Origin of the sequence: Bacillus sp. 3255 (assembly GCF_031456485.1) — a bacterium.
Classification (GTDB): domain Bacteria; phylum Bacillota; class Bacilli; order Paenibacillales; family NBRC-103111; genus Paenibacillus_E.
Window position 1 is genome coordinate 52,144 of sequence record NZ_JAVDUS010000026.1, and the last position, 14,435, is coordinate 66,578.

13 protein-coding genes are annotated in these 14,435 nt (G+C 50.3%); 12 read left to right on the forward strand and 1 reads right to left on the reverse strand.

The genetic code is table 11. The annotated features are described in order from the left end of the window. The first annotated feature begins 306 nt into the window (after positions 1 to 306). The 4 genes from J2X61_RS31470 to J2X61_RS31485 all read left to right on the forward strand — a co-directional run bounded on the left by J2X61_RS31470 (position 307) and on the right by J2X61_RS31485 (position 4,857). On the forward strand, positions 307 to 621 hold the full coding sequence (locus tag J2X61_RS31470; RefSeq protein ID WP_274472827.1) for a hypothetical protein: 315 nt from the start codon (positions 307 to 309) through the stop codon (positions 619 to 621). A 287-nt stretch (positions 622 to 908) separates the two neighbouring features. Continuing rightward, positions 909 to 2,876 carry an ABC transporter substrate-binding protein gene (locus tag J2X61_RS31475; RefSeq protein WP_310193816.1) on the forward strand — a complete coding sequence of 656 codons (1,968 nt, stop codon included), beginning with the start codon at positions 909 to 911 and terminating at the stop codon, positions 2,874 to 2,876. A gap of 205 nt (positions 2,877 to 3,081) precedes the next feature. Further along, positions 3,082 to 3,750 (forward strand): hypothetical protein, encoded by a 669-nt coding sequence (locus J2X61_RS31480; protein ID WP_274472829.1) that lies wholly within the window; start codon positions 3,082 to 3,084, stop codon positions 3,748 to 3,750. A gap of 18 nt (positions 3,751 to 3,768) precedes the next feature. Continuing rightward, positions 3,769 to 4,857, forward strand: coding sequence for a toxic anion resistance protein (locus J2X61_RS31485; RefSeq protein ID WP_274472830.1), 1,089 nt, complete (start codon positions 3,769 to 3,771; stop codon positions 4,855 to 4,857). A gap of 57 nt (positions 4,858 to 4,914) precedes the next feature. On the opposite strand, the gene J2X61_RS31490 is transcribed toward J2X61_RS31485, so the two are convergent. Next, the gene (locus J2X61_RS31490) at positions 4,915 to 5,484 is read right to left on the reverse strand and encodes a GbsR/MarR family transcriptional regulator (RefSeq protein ID WP_310193819.1); all 570 of its coding nucleotides are present in this window, start codon (positions 5,482 to 5,484) and stop codon (positions 4,915 to 4,917) included. A 232-nt stretch (positions 5,485 to 5,716) separates the two neighbouring features. Here J2X61_RS31490 and J2X61_RS31495 point away from each other — a divergent pair, with 232 nt between their 5' ends. The 8 genes from J2X61_RS31495 to J2X61_RS31530 all read left to right on the forward strand — a co-directional run bounded on the left by J2X61_RS31495 (position 5,717) and on the right by J2X61_RS31530 (position 14,412). Beyond that, a complete protein-coding gene (locus tag J2X61_RS31495) occupies positions 5,717 to 6,940 on the forward strand; it encodes a quaternary amine ABC transporter ATP-binding protein (protein WP_274472832.1) in 1,224 nt (407 codons plus the stop codon). Next, positions 6,915 to 7,748: an ABC transporter permease gene (locus J2X61_RS31500; RefSeq protein WP_310193824.1), complete on the forward strand. Its 834-nt coding sequence runs from the start codon at positions 6,915 to 6,917 to the stop codon at positions 7,746 to 7,748. Before J2X61_RS31495 ends, J2X61_RS31500 begins: the two co-directional genes overlap by 26 nt. 2 nt (positions 7,749 to 7,750) lie before the next feature. Next, positions 7,751 to 8,647, forward strand: coding sequence for a glycine betaine ABC transporter substrate-binding protein (locus J2X61_RS31505; protein WP_310193827.1), 897 nt, complete (start codon positions 7,751 to 7,753; stop codon positions 8,645 to 8,647). Positions 8,648 to 8,824: 177 nt separating this feature from the next. Then, positions 8,825 to 9,988 (forward strand): YhgE/Pip domain-containing protein, encoded by a 1,164-nt coding sequence (locus tag J2X61_RS31510; protein WP_274472834.1) that lies wholly within the window; start codon positions 8,825 to 8,827, stop codon positions 9,986 to 9,988. A gap of 29 nt (positions 9,989 to 10,017) precedes the next feature. Next, the gene (locus tag J2X61_RS31515) at positions 10,018 to 10,614 is read left to right on the forward strand and encodes a TetR/AcrR family transcriptional regulator (protein ID WP_274472835.1); all 597 of its coding nucleotides are present in this window, start codon (positions 10,018 to 10,020) and stop codon (positions 10,612 to 10,614) included. A 27-nt stretch (positions 10,615 to 10,641) separates the two neighbouring features. Then, positions 10,642 to 11,577 (forward strand): PfkB family carbohydrate kinase, encoded by a 936-nt coding sequence (locus J2X61_RS31520; protein WP_310193833.1) that lies wholly within the window; start codon positions 10,642 to 10,644, stop codon positions 11,575 to 11,577. 845 nt (positions 11,578 to 12,422) lie between these two features. Then, on the forward strand, positions 12,423 to 13,130 hold the full coding sequence (locus J2X61_RS31525; protein WP_274472837.1) for a CpaB family protein: 708 nt from the start codon (positions 12,423 to 12,425) through the stop codon (positions 13,128 to 13,130). 34 nt (positions 13,131 to 13,164) lie between these two features. Further along, complete coding sequence (locus J2X61_RS31530; RefSeq protein WP_310193836.1) at positions 13,165 to 14,412, forward strand: CpaE/TadZ family protein; 1,248 nt, start codon at positions 13,165 to 13,167, stop codon at positions 14,410 to 14,412. The last annotated feature ends 23 nt before the right edge of the window (positions 14,413 to 14,435 follow it).

Sequence of the window (14,435 nt, forward strand, 5' to 3'; positions counted from 1 at the left end):
CGGGAATCGTTCCTGACCGCCGTTTTTTTGCGCTGTTCGGCAGGGCTCCGCTCGCTAACGGACGCTGATGCCTTTATGTGAGGATAAAGGGGCATCTATGCCTGCAAGGACACCTGTCCTGTACAAGCAGGCGGATGCCGGAGGCTCGTTCGCCCATGATAGGCAACCATTTTCGGGCAAACTGGGTGTTTACCGTGTTCGTTGTAGGTGCTCCCCCATAGACTGATGTTGTAAGCTATTCACCCAACCTAAACGATTACAACCCTGAGGTTAAATGCTTCATTATTCTAAGGAGGTGCTCCAATTATGGAGTTTGTAAAACCAACGTATCCAATTGCCCCAATGCCTGCACCGACCCCGATGCCGGCGCCAATGCCGATGCCGATGCCTGTTCCCATGCCAATGCCCGTTGCACCAGCGCCAGCGCCTATTATTCAGAAACCGGTTCATAACGATATTCACTTGCACGCTTCCTACCAACAGACTTCGTTCGTATTCCCTAAACCGGCGGTCGTTGCCGCAGCACCAGTAGCCAAAGTCAGCTCCTATAACAATGTCGGCAGCATTCTGGTCCTCTTTATTTTGCTTGTCATCATTACACGCGGCATTTGTAAATATTAATATTCAGGAAAAAAGTAACCCGAACCGGGCATCCAGTCCTGTAAGGGTTATTTTTTTGTGATATAAGCGGTACTAGCCGGCTCGTATGAGCCTATTGTTTTGAAGAATGTAAATGCTTTAAAAGTTGGGGATAGCGAAAGCACGGTAGCGGCGGATCAGCCCCGCCTAAGCATGACTCCATAAACGGCTTCTTCCTCGTTGGCGAACCTGCTTGATTTATAGCATCAGGATAGCTTTCCATTGGCTCCCTATTTTATAATATGGGCATACGATAAGGGGGCAAGAACATGGCGGAGGACATGCAGCTGGAGGAACTATTACAAATATGGTATCAAGCCGCGATCCGAATCATGGATGTCCGGCATGTGAAGATGACATCGGGCGAAGCGCTGCGGGCGTACCGGTTACCGTCCAATGCCTTTGTGTTCGCGCTGCAGGGGCGCACCGTCGTCAGGCTGGATGAGCGCGAACACCTCCTCCGGAAATTCCATCTGCTGCATGGCGGGAAAGGAAGCTACTTGGACATAGAACGGACGGAGGAAGGGTTCGAGTATTATTTCGTGCTCTATAAGGCATCCGTGCCTCTGCCTGCGCTCAAGGATAAATGGAAATCGCCCGATAGTCGAGGCAGCAATCCGTTCAGTCTGCAGTACAGCTTCCTGCCGAAGCTGCCGGTTCTGCTCTACCGGAAGCTGGAACAGCTGGAGCGGGCGTGGAACAGCCCCGGCAAACTGGCGAAGCTGCACGCCAAGACGCTCCTGTACGACTTCATCTATGAACTGATGCAGCAGCTTCACGAGCAGAATGTCCCCATGCATAGCGGGCAGCCTGCCACGCAAGCGCTGCGCTACCTGCATGAGCACTATGCGGAGCCGATTACGCTGGAACGGTTGGCCGACGTGTTGGACTGTTCGCCGAGGCAGGTGACCCGGATGTTCAAGACCTGGCTGAACACGAGCCCGATCGATTATCTGATTCGTTACCGGATGGAGCAAGCTAAGAAGATGCTGTTGGAAACCGACGCTTCGCTGCAGGAGATCGCATCCGGTGTGGGCTATCAGGATGTTTATTTCTTCAGCCGCACGTTCAAGAAGCATACCGGCTATGCGCCGGTTCACTATAAAGAAAATCAGCAGCATGCTGTACAGCGTCTGAATAATCCATTCCCGATGTCTATATCTTCCATTGCATTCGATGCGCCGGAAGGGCATACTATGATTGAGGATAAGAATCATTCTCAATACAGGAGTGAAGGGGTATTACCGATGTTCAGAAGTTCCAAACCGTCCATTGCATTCATTTTACTATTAAGCCTGACCTTGCTTGTAACGGCTTGCGGCAGCTCGCCAAGTCCTGCGGACAGCGGACAAGCGCCGGCATCCACCTCCGCAGCCCAAGAGCAATCGGGAGCGGAACGGGTTCTTAAAGATGCGTTAGGCCATGAAGTGAAGGTACCGGCTAATCCGCAGCGAGTTATTGCTACATACTTGGAGGATCATCTTGTCGCACTGGGCGTTAAGCCGGTTGCGCAATGGTCCATTAATAAAGGGACTACGTCCGTGCAAAATTATTTGCAGAAAGATTTGAACGGCATTCCGCCGATCCCGTTCGATCTGCCTTTTGAAGCGGTCATGAGCTTTAAACCGGATCTGATCATTATGGACAGTGCGGAGACCGTTGCCGGTGACAAATACGCGCAATATGCCAAAATTGCTCCGACCTATACGGTTGGCGGCGAGCAAAACAATGACTGGCGCCAAGAGCTGCTGACGATCGGCGAAGTGCTTAACAAGAGCAAGGAAGCCAAGGAAGCTTTGGATAAGTACGATGCGAAAGTGAAGGATGCCAAAGAAAAGCTTGCGAAAGCGGTTGGCACGCAGAAGGCCGCGGCATTGTGGGTGACGGCCAAAGCCGTTTATGTCGTCAGCGAGAAGCTGTCGAGCGGAGACGTGCTGTATAAGGACTTGGGGCTGAACGTTCCCGACGTCGTGAAAGAAGCCTCCGCAACGGGAACAGCGAACTGGCTGCCTCTCTCTGCGGAGAAGCTGGCTACGCTGGACGCCGACTATCTGTTCATTGTGAACAGCAAGGGCGTGACGAAGGAAGAATTTTTGAAAGAGCCGGTGTGGCAAGGCATTCCAGCTGTCAAAAAAGGGCAAGTCTACGACTTCGATAACAACTCCAGCTGGTTGTATACCGGAACGATCGCTAACAGTCAAATGATTGACGATGTTCTGAAAAGCGTTATGAAATAAACGCCGTTAAATAAGGGAAGAAGGTCATGGATGCAGCCCGGAGCTGCCGCGGTGGCCTTCTTTTTTTCTATATATTTCGGGGCATTAAACATTGAATGTGTAAAGTTCTCATCGGTAAGGTATAATTAGGTTTGATACTCTATGAAAATGAACATGGCAGAAGGATAGAAGGGTTTCAAGTAAATGAATTGGGAGGGAGAGTATCGTGCAACTAAAATTCAAAATCGCTATAGGCGTATCCATTGCCGGATATGTAGCTAGTCTCATAACAGGCCACTATGTGCCCGACGCACTGAATTTATTAGTCCCGACTATATTTGCCATAGGCAGTCTTTACGTTCTAAGCCTCCAGGCAGCCGCGCAGCAGAGGAAGAGCAGGCTGAATGCCGCAGGCGAATCCGCAACGGAGCTGCCGGCTGCTGCGCAAGGTTCCAAGCAAGAGCCCGTGGCGACGGTCGAACCGGTGCGCGAAAGCGATCCGTTCTGGGACCCGATCGCCGAGTATATTCATGTGCTCGAGGAAATGATTATTTCCGAAGGCCAGAAGCATGCGCTGGATAATGAGATCGTCGAGAAGGCGCTCAGCTTGCTCTCGCGAGTAGGCCGGCTCATTCCCCAACTGAAGGAATTGAATGACGCGAACATGAACTACAACATACAACGATTGATTTTCAAAGACCTGAATGGCGCCATCAACCCGTTTCTCAAGCTTGGCGGGGAAGCGAAGCGGTTAAATCGCCGGCTGCTGCTTACCGGAATTAAAGATATTGATTCCAAACTTTCTTCGTATGTAGAAACCATCGAGCAGAAAGATTTAATTGAATTGCAGACGAGAATGGAGCTTATCCAGCAGCGCTATCGTTCAACAGACTAAAGGAGGAACGTACGAACCATGTCAACCCAATTAGTGCAACTGAAGTCGACGGACTTGCAAAAAGTAGAGCAGGAAGCGCAACAACTGCTTCAGAAGGTTTCGACCACCGATACGATGGAGCTGGAGACCCTGATGGATTCCATCGGACGGATGGGGTCCAAAACGATGGAGCAGGCCGGGCAGAACCTGGCGATGCTGGAGCGTCCGGTCAACGAATTGATGTCGGGCAAGCGCTCGGAGGTTCAGAACAATATCGTGAAGCTTCGCACCGAGATCGATGCGCTGAGTAAGAGCAAACAGCTTGGCTTTTTCGATAAAATGCTGAAGAAAACGCCTCTCAAGAACTACATCTACAAGTATCAGTCCGTGAAAACGAACGTCAACGCCATCGTGCAATCTCTGCGCAACGGCAAAGAAACGCTCGAAGAAAATATGGCTTATATGAAGACCTTGAAGAAAAACTCACTGGAATCCGTCTATAACCTGCAAATGCGGATCGCCATGGGCGAGAATTTGAAGCAGCTCTTCGAACAGGAGATTGCCAAGCCGGAGAACGAACACCGCAGAACGCACCTTGAGAGAGGGCTTCGCAAGGTCGTGACGCGTATACAATCGTTCCAAGAGATGGTCATTCTGTACCAGCAGGCCATTGCCGGCACGGACATTATTAACGACAATAACGATAAACTGATTGATGCCGTCGATGCGACCATCGACAAAACGCAAAATCTGCTTACCGTATCCGCGATGATCTCTATGGCCATCGATGATCAAGTGCAGACGATCGATGCCGTCAACTCGGCGAACGCTACCTTGAACAAGATGTTTGAGGACAACTCGCGCTTGCTCAAAGAAACGACGCAGAGAACGAACGAGCTCCTCGGGAAGCCTGGGCTGCAAATGGACTCCATCGAGCGGGGGATGAACGACCTATTTACGGCATTGGATATGTTCGAGCAGTCCAACCGGACGATCATCCAGTCGGCGACGGAGCATACCAAACGCCTCGGGGATATCAGCTCGCAGATGACGCAGCGGCTTGGCTTACTTCCCGGGAACAAACCGGAGGCGGTCAAATCGCCGGAGCTGAGCGGACTTTTAGATTAAATCATGAGAAAAGAGCCTGCGAAGGCTCTTTTTTCTGTGAGCGGTATTTTTTAGAATTTATTTCTCATCTGGCAGCTCTTTCGGCACCAAGTTGTAAATATCCCCGTTTTCAAAAGAGTCGATAAGCCGGTCAAGCCACCGGTAATATCGAATCGCCTCATCGATTTTGGCTATATCCGTTTGCAAGACGGCATGCAGCTCTGTATCGTCCGGGAACTGCTGACCAAGCTGGCTAAGTTCAAGCCTGGATTTGCGGAGAGTGCTAAGATTGATTTCCAACGCTTTGCGCCACTTCAATGAGAAATAATCGGCAAACGTTTGGAACCAGTCCAACTCCACCTCATAAAGATCTTTGCGAGATCCTTTCTCCCAAACTTTATTTACCATTTTCAAATCAACCAGCGTACGCACGCCTGTGCTCATGCTGGTTTTACTCATTTCCATCGCTTCTCCCATGGCGTCCAGGGTCATCGGTTTGTTTTGAAAGAAGAGCAGTCCGTATAAATGTCCGATTGATTGGGAGATGCCATAGAGATCCATATTCTTGCCAATAGATTCAATGACGCGTTTGCGAGCTTTGTGAATAACCAGTTCCTGTTCGGAGCTGATGTTGTGTAGTTGTTCCATGCCATCATTCACCCTGCCTTCATGTGTACAACGTTATTGTAAAAAACAAATTTAATAAAGTAAAGAATGTCATCGAATAGCATACTGGAGCTTGATGGAGAATACAGTTTATAACGTACAGTTTTTTCTGTACAAACGGATTAAACTGAATTTACGGTTGACATAACGCAATTTAGTTCTATACACTTAAGAAGGATGCAGGGCATTAACGCATACAGAAAGGAGTGAGCGTGTGGCAATTATTGATGTGCATCAGGTAACCAAAGTATTTGGGCCAGATCCCAAGTCTGTTCTTCCGCTAATGACCAAGGCGTATTCCAAAGAGCAGATTTACAGGGAAACGAAGCATACAGTGGGGGTCAACGAAGTCAGCTTTTCCGTACAACCTGGTGAAATCTTTGTCATCATGGGGCTGTCAGGCAGCGGCAAATCAACACTTGTCCGGCTGTTAAACAGGTTAATTGAACCTACCAAAGGGATCATCAACATTCTCGGCAAAAATATTGTCGAAATGAACGATGAGGAGCTTCGCCGTGTTCGTAGAGAGACGATTAGCATGGTATTTCAGAAATTCGCCTTATTTCCTCACAGAACCGTTGTGCAGAATGTGGAGTACGGACTCGAAGTTCAAGGGAAGAGCAAGAAGGAGAGGCGCTCGAAAGCGATGGAAGCGCTGAGTCTTGTCGGATTGCAAGAATGGGCGGACAGTATGCCGTCCCAGTTAAGCGGCGGCATGCAGCAAAGGGTAGGACTGGCCAGAGCGCTGGCGAATGATCCCGATATTCTTTTGATGGATGAGGCCTTCAGCGCCTTGGATCCTCTGATCCGCAAAGACATGCAGGACGAACTGCTGGAGCTGCAGGATAAAATGAAGAAAACGATCATTTTCATCACGCACGATCTGGATGAAGCCCTTCGGATCGGAGATCGAATCGCGCTCATGAAGGATGGGAGCGTCGTTCAGATCGGGACACCGGAAGAAATTATGATGAACCCTGCGAATGAATACGTAGAGCGATTCGTTGAAGACGTGGACCTGTCCAAAGTCTTGACGGCCTCGTCCGTCATGCGCAGACCGGAAACGGTTGGTTTGGACAGAGGCCCTAGGGTAGCACTTCAACTGATGCGTGAGAGCGGCATTTCCAACTTGTTTGTCGTTGACCGCGGTAAAAAACTGCTAGGTGTCATCACGGCCGAGGACGCCTCCGAAGCTGTGCGGCTCGGGAAAACGCTCGAGGACATCGTAATCCGGGAAGTTCCCACCGTTTCGCCTGAGCAAATGTTATATGAACTATTTGAAATATGCGGCACTTCGAAATATCCCGTAGCTGTCGTTGATAGAACGAATCGAATTATTGGCGTAATCGTTCGGGGCGCCGTTCTTGGTGCATTAGCCGGACAGCCTGTCATGAAAGAGGAGGGAAACAGGGATGATCAACAAGATACCGCTCGATGAATGGGTGGAGTTCGGCGTAGATCAACTGGAAGCGCATCTGGCTGGCCTCTTTCAATTCATCTCCACTTGCATTGAAGGCTGCGTGAACGCCTTATCGTTAGTCTTTCAGGGCATACCGGTTTTCATACTCATCGGATTCGTAACCATATTGGCTTTTTATTTGGGGCGGTGGACATTCGCCATTTTCGCGGCGCTAGGTCTATGGCTGATTCATAATTTAGGCTTCTGGAGCCATACGATGGATACGTTGGCACTCGTGCTCACTTCCGCACTGATTTCCATCATCATCGGCATTCCCTTTGGCGTCTGGTGTGCACAAAGCGATAAGGTTCGCAGTATCGTCACACCGCTCTTGGATTTCATGCAGACGATGCCGGCCTTCGTCTATCTGATTCCAGCCGTTACCTTCTTTGGGCTTGGAGTCGTTCCCGGCGTCATTGCTTCCGTTATTTTCGCAGTGCCGCCAACGATCAGACTGACCAATCTGGGGATTCGTCAAGTAGCGGAGGACTTAGTGGAAGCCGCGGATGCTTATGGCTCCACACCTGCGCAGAAGTTGTTCAAACTTCAATTCCCGCTAGCGATGCCGTCGATTCTGGCTGGCATCAACCAAACCATCATGCTGTCCTTATCGATGGTCGTTATCGCTTCCATGATTGGAGCTCAAGGCATCGGAGCCGATGTGTATCGCGCTGTCACGCAAATTCGGACAGGCCAGGGGTTCGAAGCAGGCTTAGCCATTGTCGTATTAGCCATACTTCTCGATCGTATGACCCAGTATATGTTGAAAAGAAAAAGGAGCGTGTAAGAATGCTGAAAAATAAAATCAAAGCTATGGCATGTTTAAGTATATTAGCCGTCGTTGTGATGACAGGGTGCGCCAAGGAAGCATCGACATCGTCCGAGGCGAGCATCGGCAGCCAGGTTGACCATGAAATTATCGGAATCGATCCCGGAGCAGGCTTGATGAAGCAAACCGCTCAGGCGATCAAGGATTACGATCTGAAGGAGTGGAAGCTGGTTGAGGGATCAAGCGCGGCCATGACCGCGGCTCTTGATAAGGCTTATAAAGCGAAGAAGGCCATTATCGTGACAGGCTGGACACCTCATTGGATGTTCGCCAAATACGAGCTCAAATACTTGAGCGACCCTAAAGGGGTCTATGGCAAAGATGAAGAAATTCACACCATCGTACGCAGTAATTTGAAAAAGGATGCCCCATCGGCCTATACCATGCTGGATCGATTCGAATGGACGCCGGAGGAAATGGCCGTCGTCATGTCCGCGATCACCGATGGCAATAAGCCGGAAGAAGCTGCGTCCGCATGGGTGAAAGACAATGCCGCCAAAGTGGATGGCTGGGTGAAAGATCTCGCCCAAGAGAAGGGCAAAAAGCTGAAATTGGCCTATGTGGCATGGGATTCCGAGATTGCTAGCACAAATGTCGTGAAAACGGTGCTGGAAGAGAAGCTGGGCTACAAAGTGGATATGCTTCAAGTAGAAGCGGGTCCAATGTGGGCAGGCATCTCGGACGGAAGCGCCGACGCTTTGGTAGCGGCTTGGCTGCCGACGACGCATAAGGATTATTTCGATAAGTTCTCAGGGAAATTTGAGGATTTGGGGGCTAATCTCAAAGGCACTAAATTAGGATTAGTTGTTCCTTCTTATATGAATATTGAATCGATTGAGGATTTGAAATCGAAATAAGGGAGAAAGATGAGCCAGTATGCAGCTGGCTCTTTTTTGTTTGTGATTGTATTGATAAGTCTTCATTAAGATGGATGTTATTGTAAGGGGGAGTTGACAGCGATTCAACGAGGAATTATACTTTAAACAAACGTTTAATTAAAACGGTCATTTAATTTTTAGGGAGTGGTATATCATATGAAGCATGCAGTGGGAGCATTCCTGAAGCAGGCCACGACGAAGGTCGGAATTATTACGGCAATTACGTTTCAATTGCTGTTCAGCTTGATTTGGATGACGGGATACGACGGTGTCACGGACAACACGAAAAATTTGAAGATTGCCATTGTGAACGAGGATCAGGGGTTGGGCAGCAAAGTGGTAAGCAACTTGCAAGGGAACCTGCCGTTCCAGACGGAGCTGATAGCTTCGAACGACCAGGCGCAAGAGATGCTGAATAACCGCGACGTTCAGATGGTCATGCACATCGCAGCGGACTTCTCCAAAAAGCTGCAAACACCGGGGCAAACGGCTCCGATCTCTTATACAATCAATGAGTCGAACCCTTCAATGACGAAGTCCGTCATGCAGGCAGTAGCCGCCAATATTACGGCAACCGTGAATAAAGAAGCTGTAGCGGCAGGAGCTACCGCAGTGCTTACTCAGATGAACCCGAATCTTCCTGCCGATCAAGCGGGGACCATTGCGCAGGGCTTGGCTGCGAAAGTAACCTCCGATATTCAAAGCACGAATAAGGTAAAAGATATGCCTAATCAGATGCTTCCTATGATGCTTGTGCTGGCATCGATCGTAGGTACTATGATTATGGGAATGAATTTCAGCGTTTCTACGAATATACTTGGGGCTTCCGTAAGCAAACGGGGTAAACTGGGAGCACGTTTGGCTTTGACCGTTGTCGCCGCGGTGGTGGTAGGCCTGATCAGCGCCTCGATGGTCGTTGCTTTGGGCGGACATGTGGAGAAGGGGTTCTTGGCGCTTTGGGGATTCGAATCCTTGTTCCTGCTGACCTTCGCTTTTGTTGCTCAGATGTTTTTGACTTTGTTTGGGAACGCAGGTATGCTATTTAACATCGCGATGTTGTCTCTGCAGCTCGTATCGTCCGGAGCCATCGTACCGAGAGAGCTATTGTCGAGCTTCTATCATTCTTTAAGCAATGCTTTTCCCGCAACGTATGCGGTCAACGGATTAATGAACATTTTGTTCGGCGGACCCGGCGTAGGGACAGAGGTTGGGTTCCTGCTTATGATCGCGGCTATTGCACTCGTAGTTGATATTATCGTTGTATTTGCGAAAAAAGCAAAGGCAGCGCCTGCGATGGCCCATCGTTCACAAACTGCATAACATTATTCAGTAGGAAGGGGCGCTATCGTATGGCACAACAAGTAACGGACATGAAGGTGAAGATTGTACTGGCTGCCAAAAAGCTGTTCGCCCAACACGGTTACGATGCTACTAGCGTCCGTCAAATATGTGAGGAAGCCGGGGCCAATGTGGCTCTGGTTTCCTATTATTTTGGCGGAAAAGAGAGCGTTTTCTACGAGATTTTTCATCAGTATTTTCCGTCTCACAAGCTTGGGGACTTCCTGGACATTCAAGACCCTGTAGAAGGAATCAAAGCGATAATCAGAGAAGTTATTTTAATCCGGAATCAGGATCCGCAAATGATCAGCATTTTGCAGATGGAGATCATCACCTTAACCCCGCGGATGGAGAAAATGAGAGATCTGGTTTTCCCCGTCTGGTCCAAGGTGAGAGCACTACTGGAGAAAGGCCGGCAGGAGGGGCTATATCATTTTGAATCGCTGGATAGTACGCTCATGTTTGTATTGGGCTCGATCTTCTTCTATAAGCAAAGAGATTTCTTCGAGCCGTTATTTACGGACCCTCGCCCGGATATCGACATGCTTATTCGACAAACAACAACCTATGTGATGAACGCATTGGGATACCACAGTAAAGGGGAATAATTAATGGGAAAAACCTGTATCGTATGCTTGGGTGAGCTGCTTATTGATTTCGTGCCGGACGTCAACGGACAAGCCTTGGCCGACGTCGCGAGCTTCCAGCGGGCGGCCGGCGGAGCACCGGCCAATGTTGCTGCGGCGGTCGCCAAGCTGGGCGGCGACGCCAGGTTTATCGGCAAAATCGGCCGGGATCCTTTCGGCGATTTTCTCGTACGCACACTGGACGAAGTAGGTGTGCAAACGGCTGTGATCCAGACCGACGAGGCGAAGACCGGTCTGGCATTCGTATCGCTGCGCGCGGATGGTGAGCGCGATTTCTTGTTTTTCCGAGATCCGGCGGCGGACATGCTGCTGCGCGCTGACGAAGTGAAGGCGCAGTGGCTTGAGGACGCTGCGGTCTTTCACTTCGGCTCGGTGTCGCTGATCGCCGAGCCTTGCCGCACCGCAACGCTGGACGCCGCGCGCCGCGCCAAAGCTCTTGGCGCACTGGTGTCGTACGACCCCAATGTGCGCCTGGCGCTCTGGCCGAGCGCTGACGCGGCTCGGTCGGAAATCCTTGCGCAGCTGGAGCTTGCGGATGTGGTCAAGGTCAGCGAGGAGGAGATCGAATTCCTCCTCGGCGTGGACGCGACCACGGGGGCGCAGCAGCTGCTGCAGCGCGGACCTAAAGTGATTATCATCACTTTAGGTCCTGACGGCTGCCGCGTGGTGAGCGCGCGGCAGGACGTCGTGATCCCCGGCACGCCTGTGGCTTCCGTGGACACGACGGGTGCCGGCGACAGCTTTGTCGGCGGCATGCTTTACCAGCTGGCGTCGCTGGGCGTGACGCCAGCTGGTATCGTTGATGCGCTCGCTGAGGCGGGTGTCGCCGAGCGCGTATTTGGCTTCGCCAATCGCGTTGGTGCTATCACTACAACGCGCCGCGGTGCTATACCTGCGCTGCCGACGCTTGCGGAAGTGCAATAAAGCACAATAATTTTTGGCTCGAGTTGGGTAGGGGCTCCGTTTCTCCGCACTGCTCTTTCTGTTGTATCTGCAATGGAAGGGGAGTTGTGCTGTGAGGAATGGGGCTTTTTGTGTTCGGGGCTTGAGGAAGAGCAGAGGCTTGGCTGCGTTGTAGTTGGCGTTTGTTTTTTTCTGTTGTATCTACAAAGTGATGAGGTTGAGGAAGGTGGTCACGAAAGTGAAGGGGGAAGTATTGAGGGGAGAGCCTTGTAACCAAAGGATTGAAAGCGCTTTAATATTTTGATGTGATAATGCTTTAGATGGCTAATTCTGTGATACATACAAAAGGGGATGAAGCAATAGACATGAAGCCATGGAAAGAGATTCCCTGAATGAAAGGGATAGTGCCCGAAGGAGGGCAGCAGAGGTTGTTGTCAGCATGGGCAATTGCGTTCGGGGGCATAGAGCCACATGAATAGGAGTCCCTGAGTGGAAGGGATAGTGTTCGAAGGAGGGGCAGCAGAGGTTGTTGTCAGCATGGGCAGTTGCGTTCGTGGCATAGAGCCCGTGAATAGAGAGTTTCTGAGTGGAAGGGATAATGTCCGAAGGGAAGGGGGAACAGAGAGAGTTGGGACTGTGAGGCGGCTGCGTTTTTAGGGTGCGGTCGGGTCATAGAGCCCAAGGGTAGAGAGTTTTCTGAGTGAAAGGGATCGTGCCGGAAAAACGTAATATTTTTCTATTGAAAAATGGCAGTTTCTGTGATATTTTTATTTTGCGAAGAACGCAAATTTCGGATGAATCTCCGGGGTTTGCGTTTTTTTGTTTTTGTTAGAAAATGCAGCGTTTGAGGGAAGGGAGGTGATAGGTTGAATCGCAGAAGAAGTTTACTGATCGCATTGGTGTCTGCAGTATTGGCGGCGTTGCTTGTATATGGCCTATATTTGCTGCAAGTCCATCAGGTGGAGATGCAGCAGACTGTTCAGGTGGCGGTTCCGAGGGATTTTATCAGGGCGGGCGTTTTGATTCAAGAGGATATGGTGGAGCTTAGGTCTATACAGAAAGGAAGTTATACAAGTAGTATGCTATCCCGATTGGAGGAGATTGTTGGGCAGGAGACGCTGATTCCGCTGGGGAAGGAGGAGCCGATTCTGAAGTGGAAGGTGAACCGCTACCATCTGCTGCCGAACGAATTGCAAGCCACATTTCAAATTCCAAAAGAGTATGTGTTGTCGGTGTCGAATGGAATTCGCGCGGGTGACCGAGTCCGGCTGTATGTGTCGGGGACTGACGGCAGTTCACGGCGGCTTTTTGATGAGAAGGAGATTAAGGTCGCGTCTGTCAAATCATCATCGAACGTGGAGGTGGATAATCCGAAGAATCCCAATCTTCTGTCCAAGGTAGAGGGAGATCAAGAGAAAATGTATGCGTCCCGGTTGGAGGCTAACGGTGCGATTGATCAAATTAACCTGAATTTAACGGAGAATGAGTGGTTGGAGATCGACCGTTTGTGCAGCCCGAAGAAAGCCAAGCTGGTCATTGCGTTCAGCTCCTCTTCGATTTTGCGGGAAGAATGAAGCCTAACTAGAGGGGGGAAAGGTGGGATGGAGCTTGGATGGAAAGTGGAATGTCGGATTACTTTCAACGGATGAACGATTAATTGACGAAATTATTCATGTGGTTTATGAACAGCCCTTGAGCTGGGTGGTGGCATCTACGGCGGCTGAGTTGGAGGCTCGTTTGGCGGAGATGACGTTATCGCATGCGATTATCTCCGATCGGGTGCTTGACTTCGGCGGTCTGGAAGAGCTGCTTGAACGGATGCTGCAGATGAACGGCGAGATGAAAGTTATTGTCCTGCTCTCGAACTATCATGACGTTACAATCAATGAGAAGTATGTCAAAATGTGCAAATGGATGCGGCTGGACTATATTCAGCCAGGGCGCAGCACGGCAGTAATCGCAGACGATATTCGGGCTTGGGTGGATGGTGGAGCAGGCGACCGGGAGCTTCAAGAGCCGGCAGGTAAGCTGATTACTTTCATCGGTTCTACCCCGAATATAGGAACAACGATTGCCTCTTTTGGAGTGGCGTATTTGCTTGCGTTGGAGACCGGCCTTAAGGTTGGCTACCTGTGTTTGAATTTGAAAAGCTCCAAGCTTCACCGTTATTTAGGCAAAGATAAGCAAGTGTTCACGCTCGATGGACTGCGTGCGGAGTTAAAGGCGCAGAGTCTCACGGCGGAAAGGCTGCTGCTTGTATGCGACCAACCCAAGGAAGCGCATGGGCTTCATGTGCTGTACGGAAATATGCTCCGGGAGCAGGCGGAATTTTTCACACCCTCGGAAATTGTACATTTGCTTCGCGTGGCGCGGCGTGCCTTTGATATCTGCATCATTGAGGTTAATGCGTATTGGGACAATGCGGCGACGGTGTGCGGATTATTGGAGGCCGATAGCAAGGTTGTCGTTACTACGGCAGACATCGCCCATTTCCAAGAGGATTTCTCGCGGTGGATCCGGCAGGTTGGTTCGGTTTTTGGGCTCCAGCCGAATAGTTTCGAGTTAATGGCGGTTCAGATGGAGCGGCACTCCAGAAATCATGAGTTTTCGATTAAAGATATTCGCAAAGAAACACAGCTGCCATTGGTCGGGCAAATATCCAGGCATGCGGATGCGCTGTCTCGATGCAATCAAGGGAAGCTGCTTGAGATGTTCAGTCCCAATCATCCCATGTATGAGGAGATCAAAGTTGCGGCCCTGAAGCTCGCAGATTACTACCACCTATCGAGGAAAGTGAATGTTAGGCAGATCACATGGCTGCAGAAGCTGATGGCAGGAAGAAGAACGGCAAGCTGAAGAAGGGGGGATGAGATGAAGGG